The 19,940-nt window shown below is 62.7% G+C and carries 17 protein-coding genes and 1 pseudogene; 7 read left to right on the top strand and 11 right to left on the bottom strand.

Annotated elements, in window-relative coordinates; all coding sequences use genetic code 11:
* Positions 1-152 precede the first annotated feature (152 nt).
* From PSH80_RS10530 to PSH80_RS10520, 3 genes are all read left to right on the top strand, one after another.
* Complete coding sequence (locus PSH80_RS10530) at positions 153-605, top strand: thiol-disulfide oxidoreductase DCC family protein (RefSeq protein ID WP_057959884.1); 453 nt, start codon at positions 153-155, stop codon at positions 603-605.
* A 67-nt stretch (positions 606-672) separates the two neighbouring features.
* Positions 673-1,101 carry a hypothetical protein gene (locus PSH80_RS10525; protein ID WP_057959888.1) on the top strand — a complete coding sequence of 143 codons (429 nt, stop codon included), beginning with the start codon at positions 673-675 and terminating at the stop codon, positions 1,099-1,101.
* Between the two features lie 151 nt (positions 1,102-1,252).
* Positions 1,253-1,696 (top strand): hypothetical protein, encoded by a 444-nt coding sequence (locus PSH80_RS10520; protein ID WP_057438703.1) that lies wholly within the window; start codon positions 1,253-1,255, stop codon positions 1,694-1,696.
* Positions 1,697-1,800: 104 nt separating this feature from the next.
* On the opposite strand, the gene PSH80_RS10515 is transcribed toward PSH80_RS10520, so the two are convergent.
* From PSH80_RS10515 to PSH80_RS10465, 11 genes are all read right to left on the bottom strand, one after another.
* Positions 1,801-2,778: a LysR family transcriptional regulator gene (locus tag PSH80_RS10515; protein ID WP_057959890.1), complete on the bottom strand. Its 978-nt coding sequence runs from the start codon at positions 2,776-2,778 to the stop codon at positions 1,801-1,803.
* Positions 2,779-2,829: 51 nt separating this feature from the next.
* Positions 2,830-3,759 (bottom strand): peptidylprolyl isomerase, encoded by a 930-nt coding sequence (locus tag PSH80_RS10510; RefSeq protein WP_305420125.1) that lies wholly within the window; start codon positions 3,757-3,759, stop codon positions 2,830-2,832.
* A complete protein-coding gene (locus tag PSH80_RS10505) occupies positions 3,756-4,232 on the bottom strand; it encodes a YbjN domain-containing protein (protein WP_120732572.1) in 477 nt (158 codons plus the stop codon). The genes PSH80_RS10510 and PSH80_RS10505 overlap by 4 nt, the downstream gene beginning before the upstream one ends.
* A 22-nt stretch (positions 4,233-4,254) precedes the next feature.
* Positions 4,255-4,881, bottom strand: coding sequence for a DNA repair protein (locus PSH80_RS10500; protein ID WP_220172910.1), 627 nt, complete (start codon positions 4,879-4,881; stop codon positions 4,255-4,257).
* 17 nt (positions 4,882-4,898) lie between these two features.
* A complete protein-coding gene (locus PSH80_RS10495; protein WP_305420122.1) occupies positions 4,899-6,590 on the bottom strand; it encodes a putative porin in 1,692 nt (563 codons plus the stop codon).
* Positions 6,591-6,630: 40 nt separating this feature from the next.
* Positions 6,631-7,335, bottom strand: a complete 705-nt coding sequence (locus PSH80_RS10490; protein ID WP_076964766.1) for an energy transducer TonB — start codon at positions 7,333-7,335, stop codon at positions 6,631-6,633.
* Positions 7,332-7,751 carry a biopolymer transporter ExbD gene (locus PSH80_RS10485; protein ID WP_128593771.1) on the bottom strand — a complete coding sequence of 140 codons (420 nt, stop codon included), beginning with the start codon at positions 7,749-7,751 and terminating at the stop codon, positions 7,332-7,334. The genes PSH80_RS10490 and PSH80_RS10485 overlap by 4 nt, the downstream gene beginning before the upstream one ends.
* Before the next feature lie 11 nt (positions 7,752-7,762).
* Entirely contained in the window at positions 7,763-9,562 is a 1,800-nt protein-coding gene (locus PSH80_RS10480; RefSeq protein ID WP_305420120.1) for a DUF2341 domain-containing protein, read from the bottom strand.
* Positions 9,563-9,587: 25 nt separating this feature from the next.
* Positions 9,588-11,177 (bottom strand): ShlB/FhaC/HecB family hemolysin secretion/activation protein, encoded by a 1,590-nt coding sequence (locus PSH80_RS10475; RefSeq protein ID WP_057438710.1) that lies wholly within the window; start codon positions 11,175-11,177, stop codon positions 9,588-9,590.
* Between the two features lie 62 nt (positions 11,178-11,239).
* On the bottom strand, positions 11,240-11,842 hold the full coding sequence (locus PSH80_RS10470) for a transposase (RefSeq protein ID WP_057438711.1): 603 nt from the start codon (positions 11,840-11,842) through the stop codon (positions 11,240-11,242).
* A 943-nt stretch (positions 11,843-12,785) separates the two neighbouring features.
* Positions 12,786-13,265: an Lrp/AsnC family transcriptional regulator gene (locus PSH80_RS10465; protein WP_057959148.1), complete on the bottom strand. Its 480-nt coding sequence runs from the start codon at positions 13,263-13,265 to the stop codon at positions 12,786-12,788.
* A 160-nt stretch (positions 13,266-13,425) separates the two neighbouring features.
* On the opposite strand from PSH80_RS10465, the gene PSH80_RS10460 reads away from it, so the two are divergent.
* The 4 genes and pseudogenes from PSH80_RS10460 (at position 13,426) to PSH80_RS10440 (ending at position 19,457) form a co-directional block, all read left to right on the top strand.
* Entirely contained in the window at positions 13,426-15,240 is a 1,815-nt protein-coding gene (locus PSH80_RS10460) for a tyrosinase family protein (RefSeq protein WP_220172908.1), read from the top strand.
* Positions 15,237-16,970, top strand: a complete 1,734-nt coding sequence (locus PSH80_RS10455; protein WP_220172907.1) for a hypothetical protein — start codon at positions 15,237-15,239, stop codon at positions 16,968-16,970. The genes PSH80_RS10460 and PSH80_RS10455 overlap by 4 nt, the downstream gene beginning before the upstream one ends.
* Before the next feature lie 71 nt (positions 16,971-17,041).
* A pseudogene (locus PSH80_RS27350) lies at positions 17,042-18,639 on the top strand (hypothetical protein).
* Positions 18,636-19,457, top strand: a complete 822-nt coding sequence (locus PSH80_RS10440; protein ID WP_200660185.1) for a hypothetical protein — start codon at positions 18,636-18,638, stop codon at positions 19,455-19,457. The pseudogene PSH80_RS27350 and the gene PSH80_RS10440 overlap by 4 nt, the downstream one beginning before the upstream one ends.
* The last annotated feature ends 483 nt before the right edge of the window (positions 19,458-19,940 follow it).

Here is a 19,940-nt window from a genome sequence, read left to right as displayed (position 1 = left end):
GGACTGCTGCGCAGTCCAACGCGGGCAAGCCCGCTCGCCACACTTTATTTGTGCTTACCAACTGAACAGCATCGCGTTTTCCGGCCCGTGTATCATCAGTGCGGGCTCGCCGGTATGATCCGAGGCTCCAGAGCCTCATTGGACCCACCCTTATGCCCGGCGCCTTTACCCGCCCCACTCCCGCCCCCTTGCTCAGCCAGGGCGAGACGGTGGTGCTGTTCGACGGGGTCTGCAAACTGTGCAATGGCTGGGTCAGGTTCCTGATCCGCCATGACCGCCACCGGCGTATTCGCCTGGCGGCCGTCCAGTCGCCCGAAGGCCAGGCACTGCTCGCCTGGGCCGGCTTGCCCCTGGATCAATTCGACACCCTGGCGGTGATTCGCGACCAGCACTACTGGGTCCGCTCCAACGCAGTCCTGCAGATCATCGCCCTGCTGCCCATGGCCTGGCGGCCGCTACAGTTGCTGCGGGTACTGCCACGGGTACTTCGTGACTGGGCCTATGACCGCATCGCTCGTAACCGCTATCGGCTTTTTGGCCGGTACGACAGCTGCCTGCTGCCCGATCCTGATCATGCGCAACGCTTCTTGAAAACCCCGCGATGAGTACGGATCGTGCTGGTATGATGCCGCGCTTTGAAAAACCAGCTGTAGACCTGCGAGGAAATGCACCTTGAGTAACGACGCAAAAATGACCGGCGACCTGTTCGAAGTGGACAAGCGCCTGTCGCTCAAACCCGTGGTGGACTTCAATAGCTACCTGCAGGCGGCTTTTGGTGATGGCCCTTGCACCTGCACGCGCTGCGTGGCCAGCGCGGGTGACGAGAAAGGCTACGAGTATCAGCACAGCTTCGACTTCCAGGGCCAGGTAACCCACCGCCGCTTTGCGCTGACCGCTGGCAGCGATGTGTTGCAGATGCTGAAGAAGGCCTGGCTGTCGTACACCAAGGCGGAACTGCCGGGTCACGGCGAGCTGGCGTTGGACACGGTAAAGGAGTTTGTCGAACCGCAGTTGCACAAGCGTCTGCTGCCGTTGTTGCTGGCCAGCGGGTTGGTCAAGGATGTCGAGGGTGGGTTGCACATTCAGCCTGTAGTCGCCTAGGGACCGACCCGGGATACACGCGCCCGGAACGACACCAGACCACTGAAACGATTTACTGTTAATAGTGACAGTAGATCCCTGGTACTCCTCAAGTTATTAATTAACCGTAAAGCCTCTACGAACGGTTTAAATCAACTCTGAGGATTCACTAATGCCAACCCCCCAACCGCACAATACAACCGGCCATTTAACGGCGGACATTGATGGCCGCGCCTACACCGCCGAGTCTGTTTCACTTAACCTTTATAGTTCATCCATTATTGCCGGCGGTCCGATTGAAGGTATCTTGAAAGAGGGGATTTTCTTTACTTTCCCGGACCACATCAAGCCGGGCACATACGAAATGAACAGGGATACCCTTGTAGGTGCCTGGTACAACCCAGGGCAGAATCAGAATAGCTGGTACGCTGACAACAACGATGAGGACAAGATGGAGGTCATCTCTGTTTCATTGGAAGCCGAACCTTCATTAGAAATTTCTTTCAAGTTTTTTGCGGTCAATTCTGCGGACACGCAACAGCGTAAAAAAATTATCGGCGTCGCGAAGTTCGAAGGCGCCTCGCAACAAGGTACGGTGCAATACAAGACTCAATAACACTATGAGCGCCCAAGTCTGTCTATCGCTGGAATATCCCATTTGTAAAAAGGGCCGCGCTTATTAGCGCTGGCCCTTTTTATTGTTCGCGCCATTGAGCGGCGTCAGCCAAACCACTCCCGCCGCTCCTCAAAGGTGTTGACCACCATTGCCACAATCATCTGCACCTCCTGTGGATGCGCCGCCGCGGCATTGACCGCCATCCACACCTGGCGCTGCATATCCTGGGCAAACAAGCCCGGCAACGCCATCAAGCCCCGGTCGAAACAACTCATGTAACGCGGCAGCAAGCCAATGCACGCGCTGCAGCGGATCATCTCCAGCATCAGCGGATACGCCTGCACCTGCACCACCCCCGCCAAGCGTTGTTGCACCACCCGGTTCCACGGCGCCAATGCCTCGACCAAGCCGTCAGGCTGCCATTGCACCAGCATGTAGTCCGCCAAGTCATCCACACTGTCCGGGCGTGCGGCCAGGCGTGAGTAGCGTTTGGCGATATGCGGCAGGTAATCCAGGCAGGCCAGTGCCTGCGGTGGGTGGGTCGCAAAGCCCGGTCCCGGCTGCGGCGAGTCGACGCCCGCCAGCCACAGCACCACGTCGGCTTCCACTGTCTGCACGGCCTGCGGACTGTCGATACAGACAATCTCCAGGCGCACACTGGCATTGCGGCGCAGCAGGGAGATCAGGTCGCGCCCGAGGATGTCATGCAGGATGGTCTCGGCCACTGCCAGCCGAATCAACGGTTGTTCCTGCACCGGCACCCGCCGTTCATTGGCCAGGGTCACCAGCCGCGCCTGGAGCTGCAGGCCGTCACGGCTCAGCGCCAGGACATTGCCCTGGTAGCTGAACAGTGAACGGCGCATCTGTGCTTCCAGTAACGCCAGGCGTTTGCGCAGCAATGTGGCCTTGATGTTCAGGCTGCGGGCCGCCTGCATGAAACAGCCGCAGCGGGCGCTGATCAGGAAGTAGCGCGCCACCTCCGGGTCGATGCCCGCAGCCAGGGCCAGCCAGGCTTCCCGGGGTTCGCCGGGCGCGCGGTAAGGCGTCATGCCGTGGGGTGCTGCAGGTTCTAGATAGTCCATGGGGGGAACTCCCTGTCTTATTGGGTCTGTGCATCCATGCGTACAGCCTGTTTATTCCAGTACTTTGTTCAGTTGCGCCCCGTCGATGCTCAAGGTCGCGGTGTTGAGCATGCCCTCCAGATAGGCCTTGGCGATCTGCTCCTGGCGCTGGGCGCGCAGGGCCTCGGTCAGGCGTGGGCGCAGTTCTTCGAGGCTGGCGGTGCGCGCCGGTTGGTGCTCGGTCAACTTGAGCACATGGAACCCCGCCGCGCTGTGCACCGCATCCGATACCGCACCCGGCTTGAGCCGCGCGACCACGTTGCGCACCTCTGGTACCAGTTGCTGCAAGGGTTGCAGGCCCGAATCACCGCCGCGCCCGGCGCTGCCGGCGTCCTGGGAGTACTGGCTGGCCAGCCCGGCAAACTCCGCCGGGGCCGCCTGGGCCCGGCGGCTCAGTTCCTGGGCCTGGCGCCGCACGGCCTCGGCATTTTGCGGGTCGTCCACGGCGAGGAAGATCTGGCTGACCCGGTACAACGGCGGTGTCATCCACTGGGCCTTACCGCTGTCATAGGCCTGCTGCAACTCGGCGGCGCTGGGGTAGTCGGCCGGCACCTGGCTGACCGACAGCAGGTAGTCGCGAAACACGATCTGCTCGGTGGCGGCGCGGGTCAGTTGCTCGACGTCCGGGCGTTGCCGCCAACCCTGGGCATCGGCCTGTTCGAGCACGGCCTTTTGCGCCAGGCGCGAGCGGATCCAGGTTTCCAGGGCACCCCGATTGGCGCGCAACTGCTCGCGCGATTCGGCCGGCAAGGTGGCCAGCAATGCCTGCAGTTCCGGCACGGCCACCTGTTGATTGCCCAGGCGTGCCACCGCCGGGCCCTCTGCGCCGATCACCGGGGCCGGTTGCTGGGCCGCGACCGGGTCGCTGCCCGAGCGCAGGCCCAAGCCCACCGCCACCCCCAACAGGGCCAGCGCAGCTACCACCAGGGTTGGTTTTTTCACAGCGCCGACGCCTCTTCGCGGGTTTCAACCTCAGGTACACCCTGGGCATGCAGGTGAGCGGCGGTCTGGCTGTATTCACGCAGGTAGACGATAAATTCCTGCAACAGCCGATCCCACAACTCCAATTGGCTGCGCAGGTACAGGGCACCGACGCCAGCCACCATCACGTCCATCTCCATCAGCAGGAACTCCCCCTGCACGGACAGCCGGGCAAAGCGCCGCGAGGTGTTCCAGACCGGGGCCAGGCCTGCGGGCAACTCGCCCTGGACCCGCAGCGCGCAACTGTAGGTGAAATCCACATAGGCGCCCTGCTCCGCCGCCGGGTTGCCGAAGCGCACGGCAAAACCGATGCCCTGGCTGGCGCTGAGCAGTTGCACGATGCCGTTCTGCTCGCTCTGGTTGACCCGGTAGCCGGCCTCTTGCAGCAACTCGGTCAGGCGCTGGGGGGTCACGCTGCTCATCAATTCGCTCATGGTTAACTTCTTCCTTGGTTGATCAGTGATTAAGCGCCGCCTGGGGCGCATCGAAACGGCTGTTGTACAGGCCATCGCCAAAACCCTGGGCCAGTTCTTCGAACTTGACCCGCGCGCCGCTGGCGAACGGTTGGCGAATGCTCATGACCTCGGCCACGTCGATTTTTTCGTAGGCCGCGAGCAACGCTTGGGCCACGCCATACATCTGTTGATTCTTGGCTGAACATTGCTGCACTTGTGTGTCACGCTCAGCCAGTTGCGCCTGCAGGCGCGCGCGCTCGGTTTCTTTGCCACGGGCCAGCACCAGCAGCTCGTCATAAGCCTTTTTGAACTTGCCAGTCTGCTCGGCACTCGCCGCCACTTGCGCCTGGGCCTGGCTGTGCAGGCTCTGCTGCTGGCCGGCCAGTTGCTCGGCCATGCCTCGGGCCTTGTCCAGCTCCAGGCTCAACTGCTTGATCTGCACCTGGGCCTGCTTGGCCTGGTTTTCAGCGGCAATCCGTGCAGCGGCGGCCTGGGCCTGTTCGCTTTGCAGTGCCTGCAGCTGCGCGGTAGTGCTGCGCAACTGGGTGCGCAGGCGCTCCTCCATGCCTTCGGCCGAGGCGCCGGTGGCGACCAGGGCCAGGACCAGTCCGCAAATTCGCATGTTCATGGGTATCTCCCGGCGCGTCAGAAGCGCGTATTCAGTTCCAGTTGCATCACATCGACTTCAAACGGCGCGCCATACACCTCTGAGGCGCTCAGCCAACGGGCGCTGGCGTAGATGTTCTTGTCGATGCCGTAGTTGCCGCCAATGAAGTAGCCCTTGGCGTTGGTGCCGCCGAGGTGGAAGGACGAGTCGTTGAAGCCGTCCGGCAAGGCATCCGGCTGGATGTACTTGTAGCCAGCCAACAGGTTCCAGTCGCCGGCCTTTTTCATCTCCAGGGCGCTGCCGAGGGTGAACTGCACCATCAGCGCATTGCCGCCACTTTCAAACTGGCCCTTGCTGTTGATGTTGTTGACGATCTCGCCTTCGCTGCGCTTGAGCATCTCGCCCTCGTCGTAGGCCAGGTTGTGAATGAAGTTGGCCTGGCTGCGCAGCTTGAAGTCTTGGGGCAGTTCGCTGTCCCACACCAGGTTCAGGTCCAGCACATCGAACTTGGAGGCCAGGCCCACGTATTGCGGTTGCGGGGTCAGGCCCGGGGTCGCCGGGTTGGCGTTGATATTGCGCAGCAGGAACACGCTGTTGCCCTTTTGCATAAAGGCCACGCGCGAGCCGTCGGTGTCGCAGCCCGGCGCGCCGGCCCATGGCGAGCAAGGGCTGGAGCGCTGGCCTTCGATGTCGTCGAAGCGGTAGTAGGCCAATGCGCCCTTGAGGCTGTTGCTGCGGTTGATCTTCCAGTTGGCGCCGATCTGCCCGCCGAACAGCCATTTGGTGTCGCTGTCCTCCTTGTCGAAACCGTTGCTGCTGGCGGTGTCGGAGGTGTACTCCACCGGGAACGCGCCCAGCGTGCCGAACAGGCCCCATTCGTTGTTGAGGCTGTGGTTGAAGATCGCCGCCACGCCGTCAAAGTTGAGGTCGCTGGAGTACATCATGTCGGTGGAATAGAACGGGTTGGCGATCCGCCCGCCCGTCAGGGTCAGGTCCTGGGTGGCCTTCCAGGTCAGGTAGCCCTGGTCGAGCCAGATATCTTTCTTGCCAAAGCCGCCGCCCAGGGTCTGGGTGGTGGACACCGGGTTGTTGTCGGAGCCGGTGCCGATGCGGATGCCTGCGGTCCACTCCGGCGAAATGATCGCCTTCATCCCCAGGCGTGCGCGCAGGCGGAACAGGTTCTCGCGGTCTTCACGGGTGTTGAGCAATGGCGGCAGGCGGGTGTTGGTGTCTTTGTTGACGTCGTAGGGGCCGTTCTCGTTGAGCTTGGCGTAATCGACGATTTCGTTGCTGTTGTTGCCAGAGAAAAACCGCGACTCGTCACGCAGACGGATGTCGCCATCGAAGCTGATACGCGAGACCCAATCCGGGAAGGTGTTGGGCTGGGCCCAGTTTTCCTGCTTGGCAGTGGCCATGACTTCGGCCTTGACCTGGTCGCGGATCTGATCACGCACGGCGGCCGGCACGTACTGCACCCGCACATCCCCAGGGGCCGCCGCAGGCCCGGTGGCGGCCACTGCGGTCTGGCGCGCCTGCACCGCCTCTTTCTCGGCCTGGGCGATCAGCCCCTCGGCCTGTTCCTGCTTGAGCACACCTTGCTGCACCAGCAGGCGGATCAGGTTGATCGTGGCGTTTTCCGAAGGCCCGGCCGGGGCGGCCGTTGCCTGGCCAACCAGGGTCGCGATGACCATGCCGACCGCCAGGGTCACTCGATTCACGTGGGAAATCATCTGCACACAACTCCTGTAGAAAACTGCAAAAAAGGTTGGCTCACTCCGGGCGTCGGCCCTTGAGGGACAGGCGCACCGGCAACGTCAGGGAGGCCGGTGTGCGTTCTTTCAAACGGGGCGTGGCCCGCAGTGCCGCCAGTACCTGGGCGTCGGTGTCGGCATCGCCGCTGGACTGGGCCAGCTCTACACGCGTGACCTCGCCATCGCCGCTCAACCACAGGTCGGCCTGCACCGCATAGGCCTTCTTGCGCAACTCCGGGTCTTCGCGCAGCAGGCGCTGGAACACCCCGGCCAGGTACTGCTTGAACGTGCCCGTGCCCAGGCCGCCCCCACCGGACCCGGCCATGCCGCCGCCCTTGCCGGCCCCCACGTTGAAACCGTCGTTACCGGCCTGGGCATCACCGTCGATCTGCATCGGGTTGGCCAGGTCGTCGGCAGGACTCGGGGGTGCCTCTTGCTCCGGCTTGACCTCCTCCGGCGCAGGTGTGGGCTCAGGCTCGGGGATCTTTTCCTCGACCTGGGGCTCGGGCTCCTTGGGCGGTTCCGGGGGCGGCGGCGGTGGTGGCGGCAACGGGATAATCATCGGCACCTTGGGCGCTTCGCGGCGCACGCCGCTCATGTCATTGGCCCACTGCCACAGGAACCACGCGGCCACGGCGCCCACCAGCAGGCCGGCGCCCCACTTCAGCGGGCGCAGCGGCGACTTCTTCACGGGCGTGGGTGGGATCGGCATCTGTGCGGTCATGATGGTTTGCCAGTGACCAGGCCGACCTGGGACAGCTCCAGGCGGCGCAGCAAATCAAGCACCTCGATGACCTTCTGGTACTGCACCGTGGCATCGCCGCGCACAATCACCGGAAACTCCGGGTTCAGGGCTTTCTCGATGCGCAGGCGTTCTTCCAGTTCCCCCAGGGTTACCGGGTAGGCGTCGAGGAATACCTGGCCGCCGTCATTCACCGAAATCGCCTTGGTCTTGGCCTCGGACAACGACACCGAGGCGCTGGCCTTGGGCAAGTGGATCTGGATCCCCGAGACCTGAGCCGTGGCGGTGAGGATAAACATCACCAGCACCACCATCAGCACGTCCACCAGGGGCGTGATGTTGATGTTGTCGACGGCGGCGTCTTCGTCATCGTCGTGGGAGGCATTCACAGAAGCCATGCTGATTCTCCTCAGGCCGGTACGTGGGCTGGCTGGGCGCGCCGATGCCCGGCTTCGCTGGACTGGCTCTCGCCGTGCATCTCGGCCAGGCGGGTGATGAACTCATCGACGAACACCCGCATGTCGGCACTGACCTCCTTGTTGCGGGTGATCAGGCGGTTGTAGCCAAACAGTGCGGGGATCGCGACAAACAGGCCCATGGCGGTGGCCAGCAACGCAGCAGCCATGCCCGGGGCGATCGCATTGATGTTCACGTCGCCGGCCATGGCCGTGCCGAGGAACACCACCATGATCCCCAGCACCGTACCGAGCAGGCCGATATACGGGCCGCCGGCAATGGCGTTGGACAGGGTCGAGAGCTTGGCGCTGAGCTGCTGGTTTTCCCGGGTGCGCACGCCGTCCATGGAGCAACGGATGGCTTCGATGGTGGCTGCCGAGACCGAGCTGGTGTCGGCGCCCTGGGCGCGGCGGGTGCGGATTTCCTGGACGGCGACGCGGTACAGGCGCCATAACGACGAGTGGCTGAGGCGCTCGGCCAGGATCTGGTCGTCGTAGTACATCTCCAGGCGGGTGCCGATCTGCGCGAACTGCTCGCGGAAGATCTCGTTGGCACTGCTGACGCGGCTGACCATGCGGTTCTTGCGGAGCATGATGACCCACGACTGGACCATCATCGCCACCAGCACCAGGATGATCACCCAGGCGTCGATAGGCACGGCCTTGAGCAAAAAGCCCAGGCTGCCGAAACCAAAGCCCGACTGTTCTTCATCCACGCCATAGGCCAGCAGTTTCGACTCAGAACCCTGGGCGCTGGCATCGGCCAACAACGCCCCCGCCGGGCGTGCGACTTTGGACAGGCGCAGCTCATCCATCGCCCCGGCAAAGGGCAGCAGGCCGCCGGTGGACTCCGGCAGGTCGGCGCCAATGGCCAGCTGGGAATTGAACGCCGGCATCGCCAGCGCCAGGGTCGCGGTTTCGCGGCCGTTGACATACAGGGTCACGGCGTTGCCAGCGGCCGTAAAGGCCAGGTGTTGCCATTGGCCGGGGTTCAGCGGCTGGGTCGATACCGCACGCTGGCCGTCGATCTCGACAAACGGCATGCCCTGGTTCAGGCCCAGCACCAGGCTGCTGCTGCCTTCACGGCGGGCCAGCACCACTTGCTCACCGGCGGCCTGGTCCAGGCGCAGCCAGGCACTGAAAGTAAAGGCGCTGCTGGCGGTGTGTTGCAACGACGGACTGGCCGGCAACAGCAACGGCTGGCCGCTGAACTGCAAGGCCCGCCCGATCACGCCGTCGATGCTCGCACCGGTGGCGTTCAGCGCGGTGTTGCCATAGGCCGTGGTGTCACGGGCCGGCGTGCCGTTGGCGCCCTCGAAATGGTAGAGCGCGGTGTAGCTCGGATCGAACGTCAGTTGGCCGTTGCCGGTCGCCGGGGCCTTGTCGTTGCCGTAGTACATCCACAGGTCCTGACGCTGGCCGCCCTCGATCTTGGGCACATCGACCCAGATCAACGCCATGCCCATCAGCGGGTCGAAGCTCTCGATCTGGTGATTGAACACGGTCTTGTCGTCGGCGCTGACAAAACGCAGGTCGGCGCCGTCTTCCTTGACCCCGTCGAAGGTGAAGTTGCCGGTGTGCAAGCGCACCAGCAAGGCAGTACGGCCCAGCGCCTGATTGATCGCGGCGCCTTGGGGGGTGGTGTCCAGCGAGATCTGTTTACGGTAGTGCCAGTCGTCCTGCCACCAGGCTTGGGCGGTGGCCGGGAGCACGAAGCCCAGGCAGATCAACAGGCTCAGAAATAGGCGTTGCATGTGAAGGGTTCTCCGGAAAAAAGGGTCAGAAAGTCGCCTGCACACTGAAGTGCAGTCGCGAGTCCTGTTTCTGGGTGTTCGGTCCATCGAGCAGCGGGTAGCCCCAATCCAGGCTGCCGGACAACCACTTGCTCAAACTGGCACGGGTGCCGAGGCCGACGCTGGCCAGGCTGTATTCGTCTTCCTGCTCGGGCAGCGGGTCATGCAGGCGCAGGCGCGCGCCTTCGGCAAACGCGTAGAAGCGCCACTCCTGCACATAGCTGCCGAGGAACTTGGCCAGGGATGGCGTACGCAATTCCTGGGAGAGCAAGTAGCCCTCATCCCCGGTGCGTTCAGCGGCCAGGTAGCCACGGATCGACGTGGCGCCACCGGCCGAATACTGCTCGTTGGAGACCAGCGGGCCAGACGCCAGTTGGAACGCGGTCTTGGTCGCCGACTGCCAGTCGCCGGTGAAGGTGTAGGTGTAATTCAGGTCGCCCTTGAGCACGGCAAAGCTGGGGCTGGCCTGGTCGCGTTTGTACTGGAATTCTTCGGCGTCGCTGCCGTAGCCAAAAAACGCACGGGTGCCGACCACCAGGTTCAGGCCCAGGCCCAGCTGCGCCTGCTCGGTGTAGCGGTAGCCGTTGTAGCCGAAGGTCAGCGGCGCGTACTTGAGCGGGATCTGGTCGCGGCTGGCGCCGAACTGCATCTGCTCCTCGAAGTCCTTGAAGTCCACCCCCACCGATAACGAGTTGGCCCAGACACCACTGGCCGGCAGGTTGTAGATCGCCGAGACGCCGTAGGAGTGACCCTTGCCCAGCACGTTGCTGCCGCCGATGGTGGCGATATTGCTGTCGGACTGATAACCGGAGAACTGCACGGTCCAGCGCTCGTTGAGCGGCGCGCTGTAGGCGCCGGACCAGACCTTGGCGTTTTCGCTGTCCTGGGGCGCAGTAAAGAAGGTCAGGGACACGCTGTGGCCCAGTTGCCAGAGGTTGTCGTAGCCCAGGGTCGCGACACTGCGCAGTTTCTCGGTGTCGGCGCTGTAGTCGTTGTTCAGGCCGAGGCTGGCGTGCCAGGGGTTCTGGTCCTCCACTTGCAGGTCCACATCCATGGTGCCGGGGCGCTGGCCCTCGCGCACCAGCGGCGTGACCTGGCGCCCTGCCCCGCGATTGAGGCCGGCGAGCTGGGTCTGCACCGTGGCAAAATCCGGCACCGCCCCCTCCTTCAGCGCCGAAACTTCTTCGCGGATCTCTACCGGCGAATAGTGCTTGGCCCCCACCACCCGCACTCGGCCGACCTTGGTCTCGCTGACTTGCAGGTAGACGATGCCGTCATCGACCTTCTGCTCGGGCAACTCGACAAACACCGACTGATAACCGCGCGCCTGGTAGATCTTCTGCAAGGCATCGCGGGCGCCTTCGATATCGCTCAAGGTTTTTTGCGGGCCCAGGAACGGGTACACCGCCTCTTCGATCGCCCGAGCGTCGAGCACCGTATTGCCGCGCACAAAGTACTCATTGACGTCCACCCGCCGCACCGCGGCCTCGGACGCGCCACCTGGCTCATCGGCTGACACCGGCAGCGCCAGTGTCAGCCAGCACAGCGCCAGCGTTGATTTGAACAGATGCGTCACACCGCCCCCTGGATTACTCGAATGGCTGGCCTTCACGGTTGTTGGCACCGCGTTCGGCCGACTCAATTGCTGGATGTCGAGGTATTGGCATGCCGTGCCAGCCAGGTATGCAGCAGCGCGAAGTTCAAGGAGAACTCCGGCATGTGCAGCAAGGCGCCACAGAACACTTCACCGATGATTTTCTGGATCAACTGCACCGCCCGTGGGTTGCCCAGGAGCGTGGCGATATCGCGCTGCAGAACGTGGATGCCCCACACCCGCTGGGTCAGGTCGAGGCCGACGAACCAGCGGAACAGCAGGTTGTAGTTGAGTTGCTCGTGCAGTTGCTGTTCGCTGGGCACCGAATAGAGCAGTTGCAGCAGCAGAATCTGCAGCACCGTGCGCGGGGCGATAAGCATGCCAGGCTCGGCATTCAGGGCCTGCAGCAAGTCGTGGTGCTGCTCCAGCACCTCGTCGATCTGCGGGCGCAGCAACACCAGGGAGTGACCGGCAGGTATATAGCTGGACACCTCTTTCAAAGCGCCTTGCCAGTCCTCCTGGGACACGATCCAGACCCAGGGCGCGCCATAGCGATAGACCGACACCGGCTTCTTGCGGGCGGCTTCGACGATCTTCGACAGGCGCTGATCGAGTTCCTGCATGCCTACTTTCGAGTAGCGTTCCATAGTTCCCATCCGCCCCACTCCTGGCCTGTTTCGCGTGCTTGAGCGCGTTACATAGGCAAGACGGAGGGACGGGGGGACTACCGAACTTTTGTCATAAAAGCTTCATTCCGCAGGGCTGATTGTCGGGCGTCGTCAGCAACCCAATGTGGGAGAGGGCTTGTTCGCGATGGGCGTAGGTCGCTACACAGCTCTTTGGTGGTTCTTTGGGGTTGTGTACATATCCGTTGCTGCGGTCATGGCGGCTATTGGTTCCGCTCTTACAGCGGGTCACTTTTGGAAAAGAGCCCGGAGTGCCGGCCCAGCCAAAAGTAACCAAAAGGGCTCTTGCCCCACCACTCGGCACCTCGCCTAGGCTCGGCATGCCCGTCATCCGACATTGATTTGGGGGGCCGCCGCGATGGGCCATCCATGGCCCAGCGCGGCTAACCCGGCGTCCTGCCGGGTTACCCCCCAAATCAATATCGGATGACGGCCAGCGTGGTTTAACGGGGCGCCTAAGATCAAAATCACAAGCAAAGCGAGGCGGCCTGACAGCCGACCTGATCGTCGAGGCGTACGCGTACCTCTGTGGGAGCTGGCTTGCCTGCGATGACGGTGTATCAGTCGATAAATGTATTGGCTGATGAACCGCCATCGCAGCGATGCGGCGACCCGACAAGCCAGCTCCCACAGGGGAATGCAGCTTCGCGCTCTGGCTTTGCTGTTGCTCTGCTTTTGATCTCAGGCGCCCCGTTAAACCACGCTGGCCGCAGACAGGCATGCCGAGCCTAGGCGAGGCACCGAGTGGTGGGGCAAGAGCGCTTTGCTTACTTTGGCGCTCTTCCAAAGTGAGCCGCCGTAAGGGCGGAACCCTAAGTGGCCGTGACCGCAGCAACGGATATGTACACACCCCCCAAGAACCACGAAAGAGTTTATGTAGATACCTATGCCACAAACCGCGCGTCTACAGATCCGGAGGCAAATGCTGCACACCCTGCAGCGGCAGTTCATAAGACTTCTTCACCGTGCGCACCACCAGCGTCGACGAATAAGTGCGAATCGGAATATCGCGGTAAGTGTCGAGAAACCGATAGATATATTCGGTGTACTCCGTGGCATCGCGAAACTTGGCCACCATCACAAAATCGAACTCCCCGGTCATCAGGTAGCAGTCCTGAATCTCCGGGCGGGTGGCCAGGATGTGTTGCATCTTGCGATCAATGTCGTTGCTGTCCTTGTCGAGCTTGATCAAAAAGAACGCCGTGACCTGGATCCCCAGCTTTTTTTCATCCAGCACCGCGACTTTCGCCTTGATGATCCCCGCGCTCTCCAGGCGCCGGATGCGCCGGTAACAACTGGTCGAGGACAGCCCCACGCTGTCGCTGAGCAGGTCCAGGCTCTGGGTACAATCCTTCTGCAATTTGCCGAGAATTTTCAAATCCATGGCGTCTGTCATTATTTCCACTTCTTCCTTGAGAAAACTGCAATGAATCCGCCGTAACGGGCGGCCAATTTGCACAAATCACTGCACAGTGGCCCGTTACTATCAATTCCAGCTTAGCAGCCCCGAAAGATCCAGCATGGGGCGGCGTGAGAGGGATCTTATGATAGTTGCGAAACCGACATGGACCGCTGATATCCAAGGGCTTTTCACCGCGCCTTACTGGATACCGCCCGCCGAGCGCGGCCAGGTCGCAGGCTCGTGGGTGCGTTGCATGAATGCCTACGACGTGTTCCTGGAAGACCCCGATTCGGTCAAGACCTGGTCCGAAACCATCTACCAGCACCTGGCCTCACGCAACATGCCGCTGACCCTGGATGACCGGCAGTTCTGGCCGATCGACGCCCTGGAAACCTTCCGGTTGTGGGTCAACCAGGGCTGGCGCCTGAACAGTTTTTCGCCGTTCGATATCGCCGAGCGCATCCCGCCGCCAGACCTGCCGCACCCGGTCAGGCGCGTGCGCCAGGACATCCGCGCGCTGAGTCAGGAACAACTGGACCTGTACCGCGCGCGGCTCGATGACGTGATGCAGATCGGCAACCCGGACAGTGGCTCGCCGTGGCAGCGCTATGCCTATATCCACAGCAACTGGTGCCTGCATTATCAGGAGGCCTTTGCCCTGTGGCATCGCGCTTACCTGCTGTACCTGGAGGCCTTGATTGACTACCCGATCCCGTACTGGGACTGGATGGCCGAAGACGCCAGTGTCGACGGCAGCCCCCAGGCCGGTTTGCCCCAGGCGTTTCTCGATGAAACCTATGTGCACCCCCGCAGCGGCGAAGTGCGGCCCAACCCATTGCGCTATGCGGCGGCCAAGGATGGGCGCTCGAAGGTGTGTGCCTCGGGCAATGTCGAGGGCGTGGATTGCCGCTTTGTGCAACGCAACCCGCTGTTCTACACCCAGGGCGACTCACAACGCCTCAAACGCACCCAGTTGTATGGCATGAGCCGGATTTTCCAGCAGCAGGTGGTGGATGCCTTGACGTTCAAGACCTTCAGCCAGCCCCAGGGCGTGCCGGGGTATCCCTGGGCCAATATCACCGAGTTCGATCCGCCGCAAAAAGACGAGTTGTATCCCAATCGCACACTGAATTTCGATGGTCTGTACGAACAGCCCCACGACAACTACCACGGCTGGATCGGCGGCGATATGGCCGATAACGCCTACACCGCGTTTGACCCACTGTTCTGCTCTTACCACGCCAATATAGACCGCGTGCTGGAGATCTGGATCCGCGCCAACCCGGCGGCGCAGTACACCACCCAGTGCCTGCTCCAGCCGTTTGCCGGCAACCAGGCCGAGACGGTCACGTTCACCAGTGCCGATGCCTGGCGCTACACCACCCTGGGCGATATGGCCCAGGACAGCCGGCACATCGGCTACGACTACGGCACCCCGGTGGCGCCGCCGTTCGGTGCACGACGCGCCAGCGCAAAAGCGTGCTGCCCGCACAGTGCCGCGCCTGCCCAGGAGCAGGCCCAGGCCAGCGGCCCGTGGGTAGTGTTCGACCATGTGCGCTGCACCCACGACACCTACCTGATCGACGTTTTCCTCAACCAGGCCGACGCCACGCCCCAGCAGGTCAGCGCTGAGAACCCGCACTACGTCGGGCGCTTCAGCCGGATCGGCATGGGCCTGGTGGATGACAAGGGGCGCTGCATCCCCCATGGCGTGTGCCGCGCGCTGAATGCCGCGCGCAGTGTCACGGCATTGCACCTTGGCCCCACGGACGCGCTGCAGTTGAGCCTGCTGGTCACCCATCTCGATAGTGGCCGGGTATTGGCGCCGCAAGAGTATGCGCCGCTGCCTGGCTTTATCGCCCAACTGGTGTGGGACGACCCGCGCCAGACCGTTGCCGACCCTCCCCCGAGTGCCGGTTGCTGCTCCGTTTCTACCCCCCATGGAGATCTGACATGAGCACGCCCTTCAAGCAATTCACCTCCCCCGCCGGGCAAGCGCCAAAGGACTACAACAAGCTGGGCCTGGAAGACCAGTTGCCGCAATTTGAAACCGACTGGAACAACGACGTCACCGGCTGGACCGAAGCGGCGATCATCGGCAACCCATGGTCGGGCCTATACGACGCGCCACGCTCGGGCTATTACAACCCGCTGGTCGAGGGCTATGGCGACACCACCCCGCCGGCGATTACCTGGCAACCCTTTCCCAACCGGCTGTGGACGTTTTTTTATAGCAACGGCACGGCGGTGATTCCGCAACTGGGCGGCAAGGCCATGACCCTGCAACAGGTCATGGAGCTGACCGACAATGGCCAGATCACCATCAACAACACCCTGTACACCCTGTACGACCCGGACAAGAAAGGCACCCTGCTGCAACTGCCGGTGACCCGTTGCCCGAGTATCGACTGGTACGGCAAGTACAAGGACTTCTCACCCTCGGGCCCACGGGGCTGGCTGGACGAGTATTGCGAGTGGTCGATTGTCCGCGATGCCAATGGCGACATGCGCAAAATCACCTTCACCAGCGAAAACCCGGCGTACTTCCTGGCCATGTGGCGCATCGACCCGAATGCCGTGCTGGGACTGTATCGCGACTACATCGACCCGAACGTCCAACTCGAAGACCTCTACCTGCGCTACGCCACCAACTGCCCGACCGGCAATGCCGGGGATCCGGTGATTGACCCGACCACGGGCCTGCCCGCCTACGACACTGTCAACAAATGGAACGCCGGCACCGCCTGTACGCCCGGCCAGTTCGGCGGCGCGATGCACCTGACGTCCGGCCCCAACACCCTCAGCGCCGAGGTGTACCTGGCGGCGGCGGCCACGATCATGCGGCCCCTGAAAAGCAGCCAGAACCCTCAGTCGCTGATCTGCTGCGCGCAATATGGGCAGAACTATCGCAACTCCGACCCGCATATCGGTTTTGCGGCCAATGAGGCGGCCATCAGCAACCGTATCTCCCTGACCAATCCCATCGCCCTGTACCTGCAGCAACCGACCAACTTCAGCGCGTGGAAAGGCCCGCAGGGGCAGGATGTGAGTCAGTACTGGCGCATTACCCGCGGCACCGCCAAATCGGCGATCAACGGCTCCGACCAGATCCTCCAGGCGGTGTTCGAGGTGCCGCAAAGCGCGGGGTTCTCGATCAATGACATCACCATCAACGGCCAGGCCGTGGACTATGTGTGGGTGATTGCCCAACAACTGCTGGTGGGCCTGAGTGTGACCGTCATGCCGAGCACCACGGCGGCGCCGTCTCCTTGCGTACAAGACCGGGTCAATGGCCTGCAACCCTGGCCGGTGCAGTTATTGCCGCTGGACCTGTTCTACGGCCAGTCGCCTACCGACCTGCCGGCCTGGCTGGCCCCTGGCAGCAGCGGGCAGTTTGTCCTGGTGGTGCAAGGCGCCGATCTGCAGACCACCGCCGCCACGGCGAGGATCCAGTTCAGCAATCCGGGGGTGACGGCACAGGTCACGAAGTTCATGCCCGATGCCTCGGCCATTCCCGGCCAGACCAACGCGGGCGGCACCCAGGGTTACATCATGACCATCAGCGTCGCGGCGAACGCGGCGCCGGGGCTGGTGACGGTACGCGCGCTCAACCCGGGCGAGGCGGATAACGTCAGCGCGGCGGACCACCCGTGGGAATCCGGGCTGGCGCTGGTGCCATCCACCTAAGCCCCCCCTGTGGCGAGGGTGCAAGCCCCTCGCCACAACAAGCCCCCCTCATTTCTGCAAGGAGCGCGATGATGTCCAGGTTTCGCTTGAGTCGTCTGCTGCTGGTCAGCACCCTGCTGTCACTGTTTATCCTGCCCTTGGCCCACGCGTCCGATGCCGATAACTGCGTCCAGCAGCAACTGGTGTTCAACCCCAAGAGCGGCGGGTTTATGCCGGTCAACAACTTCAACACCACCGGCCAGAGCTTTATGAATTGCTTTGGCTGGCAATTGTTCATCGCCCTGAACTGGCCGGTGGACCCCGGCTGGCCGGCCAATGCCAGCCTGGCGGGCGAGCCGGACAGAACCATCACCGTCGCGCAATTCGGCGTGCCCACCACCGCCGGACAGCCCATGAGCGTGGCGCCGGTATGGGCCAGCTACAAAGACGCCAATGAGATTTTCCTGCCCGGCGCACCCAAGCCCAGCGGTTGGGGGGTGCAAACCCTGGTGCCGCCCAATTGCAGCAGCCAGGACAGCCTCCAGGCCCTGTCGGTAGGGGCGCGTAAATTTATGAATGCCACCTCGGAAAGCGCGACCAACGCCAGGCATCGCTTCCACTTGTCCAGCGGCACCCTGGCGTCGATTCCCGACCCGATCATGGAAGCCGCCGGTGGCTGGCTCACGGACCAGACCGGCAACCTGGTGTATTTCGAACGCAAGGTGGGCAAGGCCGAGTTCGACTACATCGTCGACAACGGTCTGTACGATGCCGCCAATCAACTGATCGTCGCGCAAAACAGCGATGGCAAACACCCAGCCGGCCTGTCGCTGCCCGCCGGTGAGCTGATGCGCTCGATGCACCACCCCGCTACCCCAGGAACAACTGGGCGCCCTGGAACTCAAGGCCGCCTGGCGCATCCTCACCGGCCAGCCCCAGCTCTACGGGCGCTACCTGACCACTGTGGCCTGGCTCAAGAACCCCGGCCACCCTGCAATGCACCCAACAGGTGGTGGGCCTGGTGGGCCTGCATATCATCAACAAGACCCAGAGCTCACCGAACTTTATCTGGACTACCTTCGAGCACGTGGACAACGTACCGGAACCGGGCCAGGTGCCCGCGCAACAGCTGCCCCCGGACGGCTACACCTTCAACAATCCCAACTGCACCGGCGGCCCCGATGTGTGTACGCCGAACGTGGCGCGCATCCAGTGCAAACAGCACCACCCGGATCGCGAATGCACCGAACCCTATCCACGGGACCAACCGGTGCAGACCACCCGCGAACACCCACTGTCGTCGGACATGCAGGCGCTCAACGGCGCAGTGCAGGCCAGCTTCGCCCAACAGACCAACGGCCAGTCGGTGTTCCAGTACTACAAGCTGATCAATGTACTGTGGATCACCGCCCCGACGCCGCCCGACCCCGAGCCGGGCCCGAATGCGAAGGTTCCCCTGTCCTACGGTGCTTTTATCAGCGACAGCAACGTACCCGTGGCCAACACCACCCTGGAGACCTACGTCCAGGGCATGAACTGCAATGACTGCCATCAGCAAGCGACCATTGCCGGCAGCGCCACCCTGGCCTCGGACTTCTCGTTCCTGTTCAACAACGCCGATTCGGCCAGGCAAACGAGCCTGATCAAACGCGTACATGCCTTCGAAACCCTCAAGGACGGCCAACCATGAAACGCTCCCTCGCCACCCTGCTGCTCACCCTGTCAATGGCCCTCGCCCCCCAGGCCTTTGCCCATTCGGCCCATGAACTGCACGCCCTGAACAACGGCGCCGATGCCGATGCACCGGGCAACCACGGCATGTTCATGGTCGGATCGCAGACCCTGTTCCTGGTGCACATGCCGATGTTCACCACGGAAAAGCACATGTACCAGATCGTCCTGCAGGCCAGCCTGCCGGCTGACGTAATGGCCAAGTACCAGGCCCTGCGCGCGGCCAACCCGAGCAAGCCGTATAACCTGATCAACGTCGATAACGACACCTTCACCCTGCCCCAACTCAAGGCCGGCGAAGTGACCGCGTTCAAGGCGACGATCTATGACGGCTACTCCAATGATGGCGGCGGCACCCCGGGGCCGGTGCTGTTTGACAACGTGCCGGTGACGGTCGAGGCGGTGGTGATCTACCGGCCGTTCAACCTGGGGATCGAGCGGCCCAAACAGATGGTGTACACCCTGTTTGGCCGGGGTAATGAGGCGCACCTGACGCACTACATCGCCCAGGATCCGGACTTCCAGGAAATCATCACCCTGCCTGGGCCACCGGCGCCGTTTTCGGCGGCGCAATTGGTGTCTACGGTGGATTTGAATTTCACCACGGTGCAGTCGTTGCCGATTGTGTGTCAGTCGCCGCTCAAGCCTGGGGTCTATCCGACCTTGCTGGAGGGGCGTGTGGATGCGCCGGTGGCGCTGGACCTGGGGCCGGCGGCGCAGCGTGTGTGGTATTCGACGGGGAATTTGTTGAACAGGACCGATCCTTGCCAGCCTTGAGTGGGTATAAGGCAGCTTCCACATTTGATGTGTGATGTGGCAGGGGTTTTTCTGCTTCGCCCGGGTCGCGGTGGGAGCGGGCTTGCCCGCGATGGCGGTGGGTCAGCGGCATCGCGGCATAGGTATCTACACAGCTCTTTTCTGGGGTTGTGTACATATCCGTTGCTGCGGTCACGGCCACTTAGGGTTCCGCCCTTACGGCGGCTCACTTTGGAAGAGCGCCAAAGTAAGCAAAGCGCTCTTGCCCCACCACTCGGTGCCTCGCCTAGGCTCGGCATGCCCGCAGTCAGGCATTGCTCCGTGGGCCCGCCGCGATCGGCCATCCATGGCCGTGTCGCGGCTACCCCGGCATCCATGCCGGGGTGCCCACTGCGCAATACCTGCTTGCGGCCAGCGTGGTTTAACGGGGCGCCTGAGATCAAGATCAAAAGCCAGATCAAAAGCAGAGCAACAGCAACAGCAAAGCCGGGGCGCGAAGCTGCA

The organism is Pseudomonas sp. FP818, from assembly GCF_030687335.1.
Lineage (GTDB): Bacteria > Pseudomonadota > Gammaproteobacteria > Pseudomonadales > Pseudomonadaceae > Aquipseudomonas > Aquipseudomonas shahriarae.
Note: the sequence above shows the minus strand (reverse complement) of the source record. Positions and strands in the feature narration are given on the sequence as shown.

Coding starts and splice junctions, on each gene's coding strand:
- PSH80_RS10505 (WP_120732572.1), bottom strand. CDS start 4,232: ATGAGCGAATTGATGAGCAGCGTGACCCCCCAGCGCCTGACCGAGTTG.
- PSH80_RS10520 (WP_057438703.1), top strand. CDS start 1,253: ATGCCAACCCCCCAACCGCACAATACAACCGGCCATTTAACGGCGGAC.
- PSH80_RS10490 (WP_076964766.1), bottom strand. CDS start 7,335: ATGACCGCACAGATGCCGATCCCACCCACGCCCGTGAAGAAGTCGCCG.
- PSH80_RS10480 (WP_305420120.1), bottom strand. CDS start 9,562: ATGCAACGCCTATTTCTGAGCCTGTTGATCTGCCTGGGCTTCGTGCTC.
- PSH80_RS10460 (WP_220172908.1), top strand. CDS start 13,426: ATGATAGTTGCGAAACCGACATGGACCGCTGATATCCAAGGGCTTTTC.
- PSH80_RS10485 (WP_128593771.1), bottom strand. CDS start 7,751: ATGGCTTCTGTGAATGCCTCCCACGACGATGACGAAGACGCCGCCGTC.
- PSH80_RS10500 (WP_220172910.1), bottom strand. CDS start 4,881: ATGAACATGCGAATTTGCGGACTGGTCCTGGCCCTGGTCGCCACCGGC.
- PSH80_RS10495 (WP_305420122.1), bottom strand. CDS start 6,590: ATGATTTCCCACGTGAATCGAGTGACCCTGGCGGTCGGCATGGTCATC.
- PSH80_RS10515 (WP_057959890.1), bottom strand. CDS start 2,778: ATGGACTATCTAGAACCTGCAGCACCCCACGGCATGACGCCTTACCGC.
- PSH80_RS10530 (WP_057959884.1), top strand. CDS start 153: ATGCCCGGCGCCTTTACCCGCCCCACTCCCGCCCCCTTGCTCAGCCAG.
- PSH80_RS10455 (WP_220172907.1), top strand. CDS start 15,237: ATGAGCACGCCCTTCAAGCAATTCACCTCCCCCGCCGGGCAAGCGCCA.
- PSH80_RS10470 (WP_057438711.1), bottom strand. CDS start 11,842: ATGGAACGCTACTCGAAAGTAGGCATGCAGGAACTCGATCAGCGCCTG.
- PSH80_RS10440 (WP_200660185.1), top strand. CDS start 18,636: ATGAAACGCTCCCTCGCCACCCTGCTGCTCACCCTGTCAATGGCCCTC.
- PSH80_RS10465 (WP_057959148.1), bottom strand. CDS start 13,265: ATGGATTTGAAAATTCTCGGCAAATTGCAGAAGGATTGTACCCAGAGC.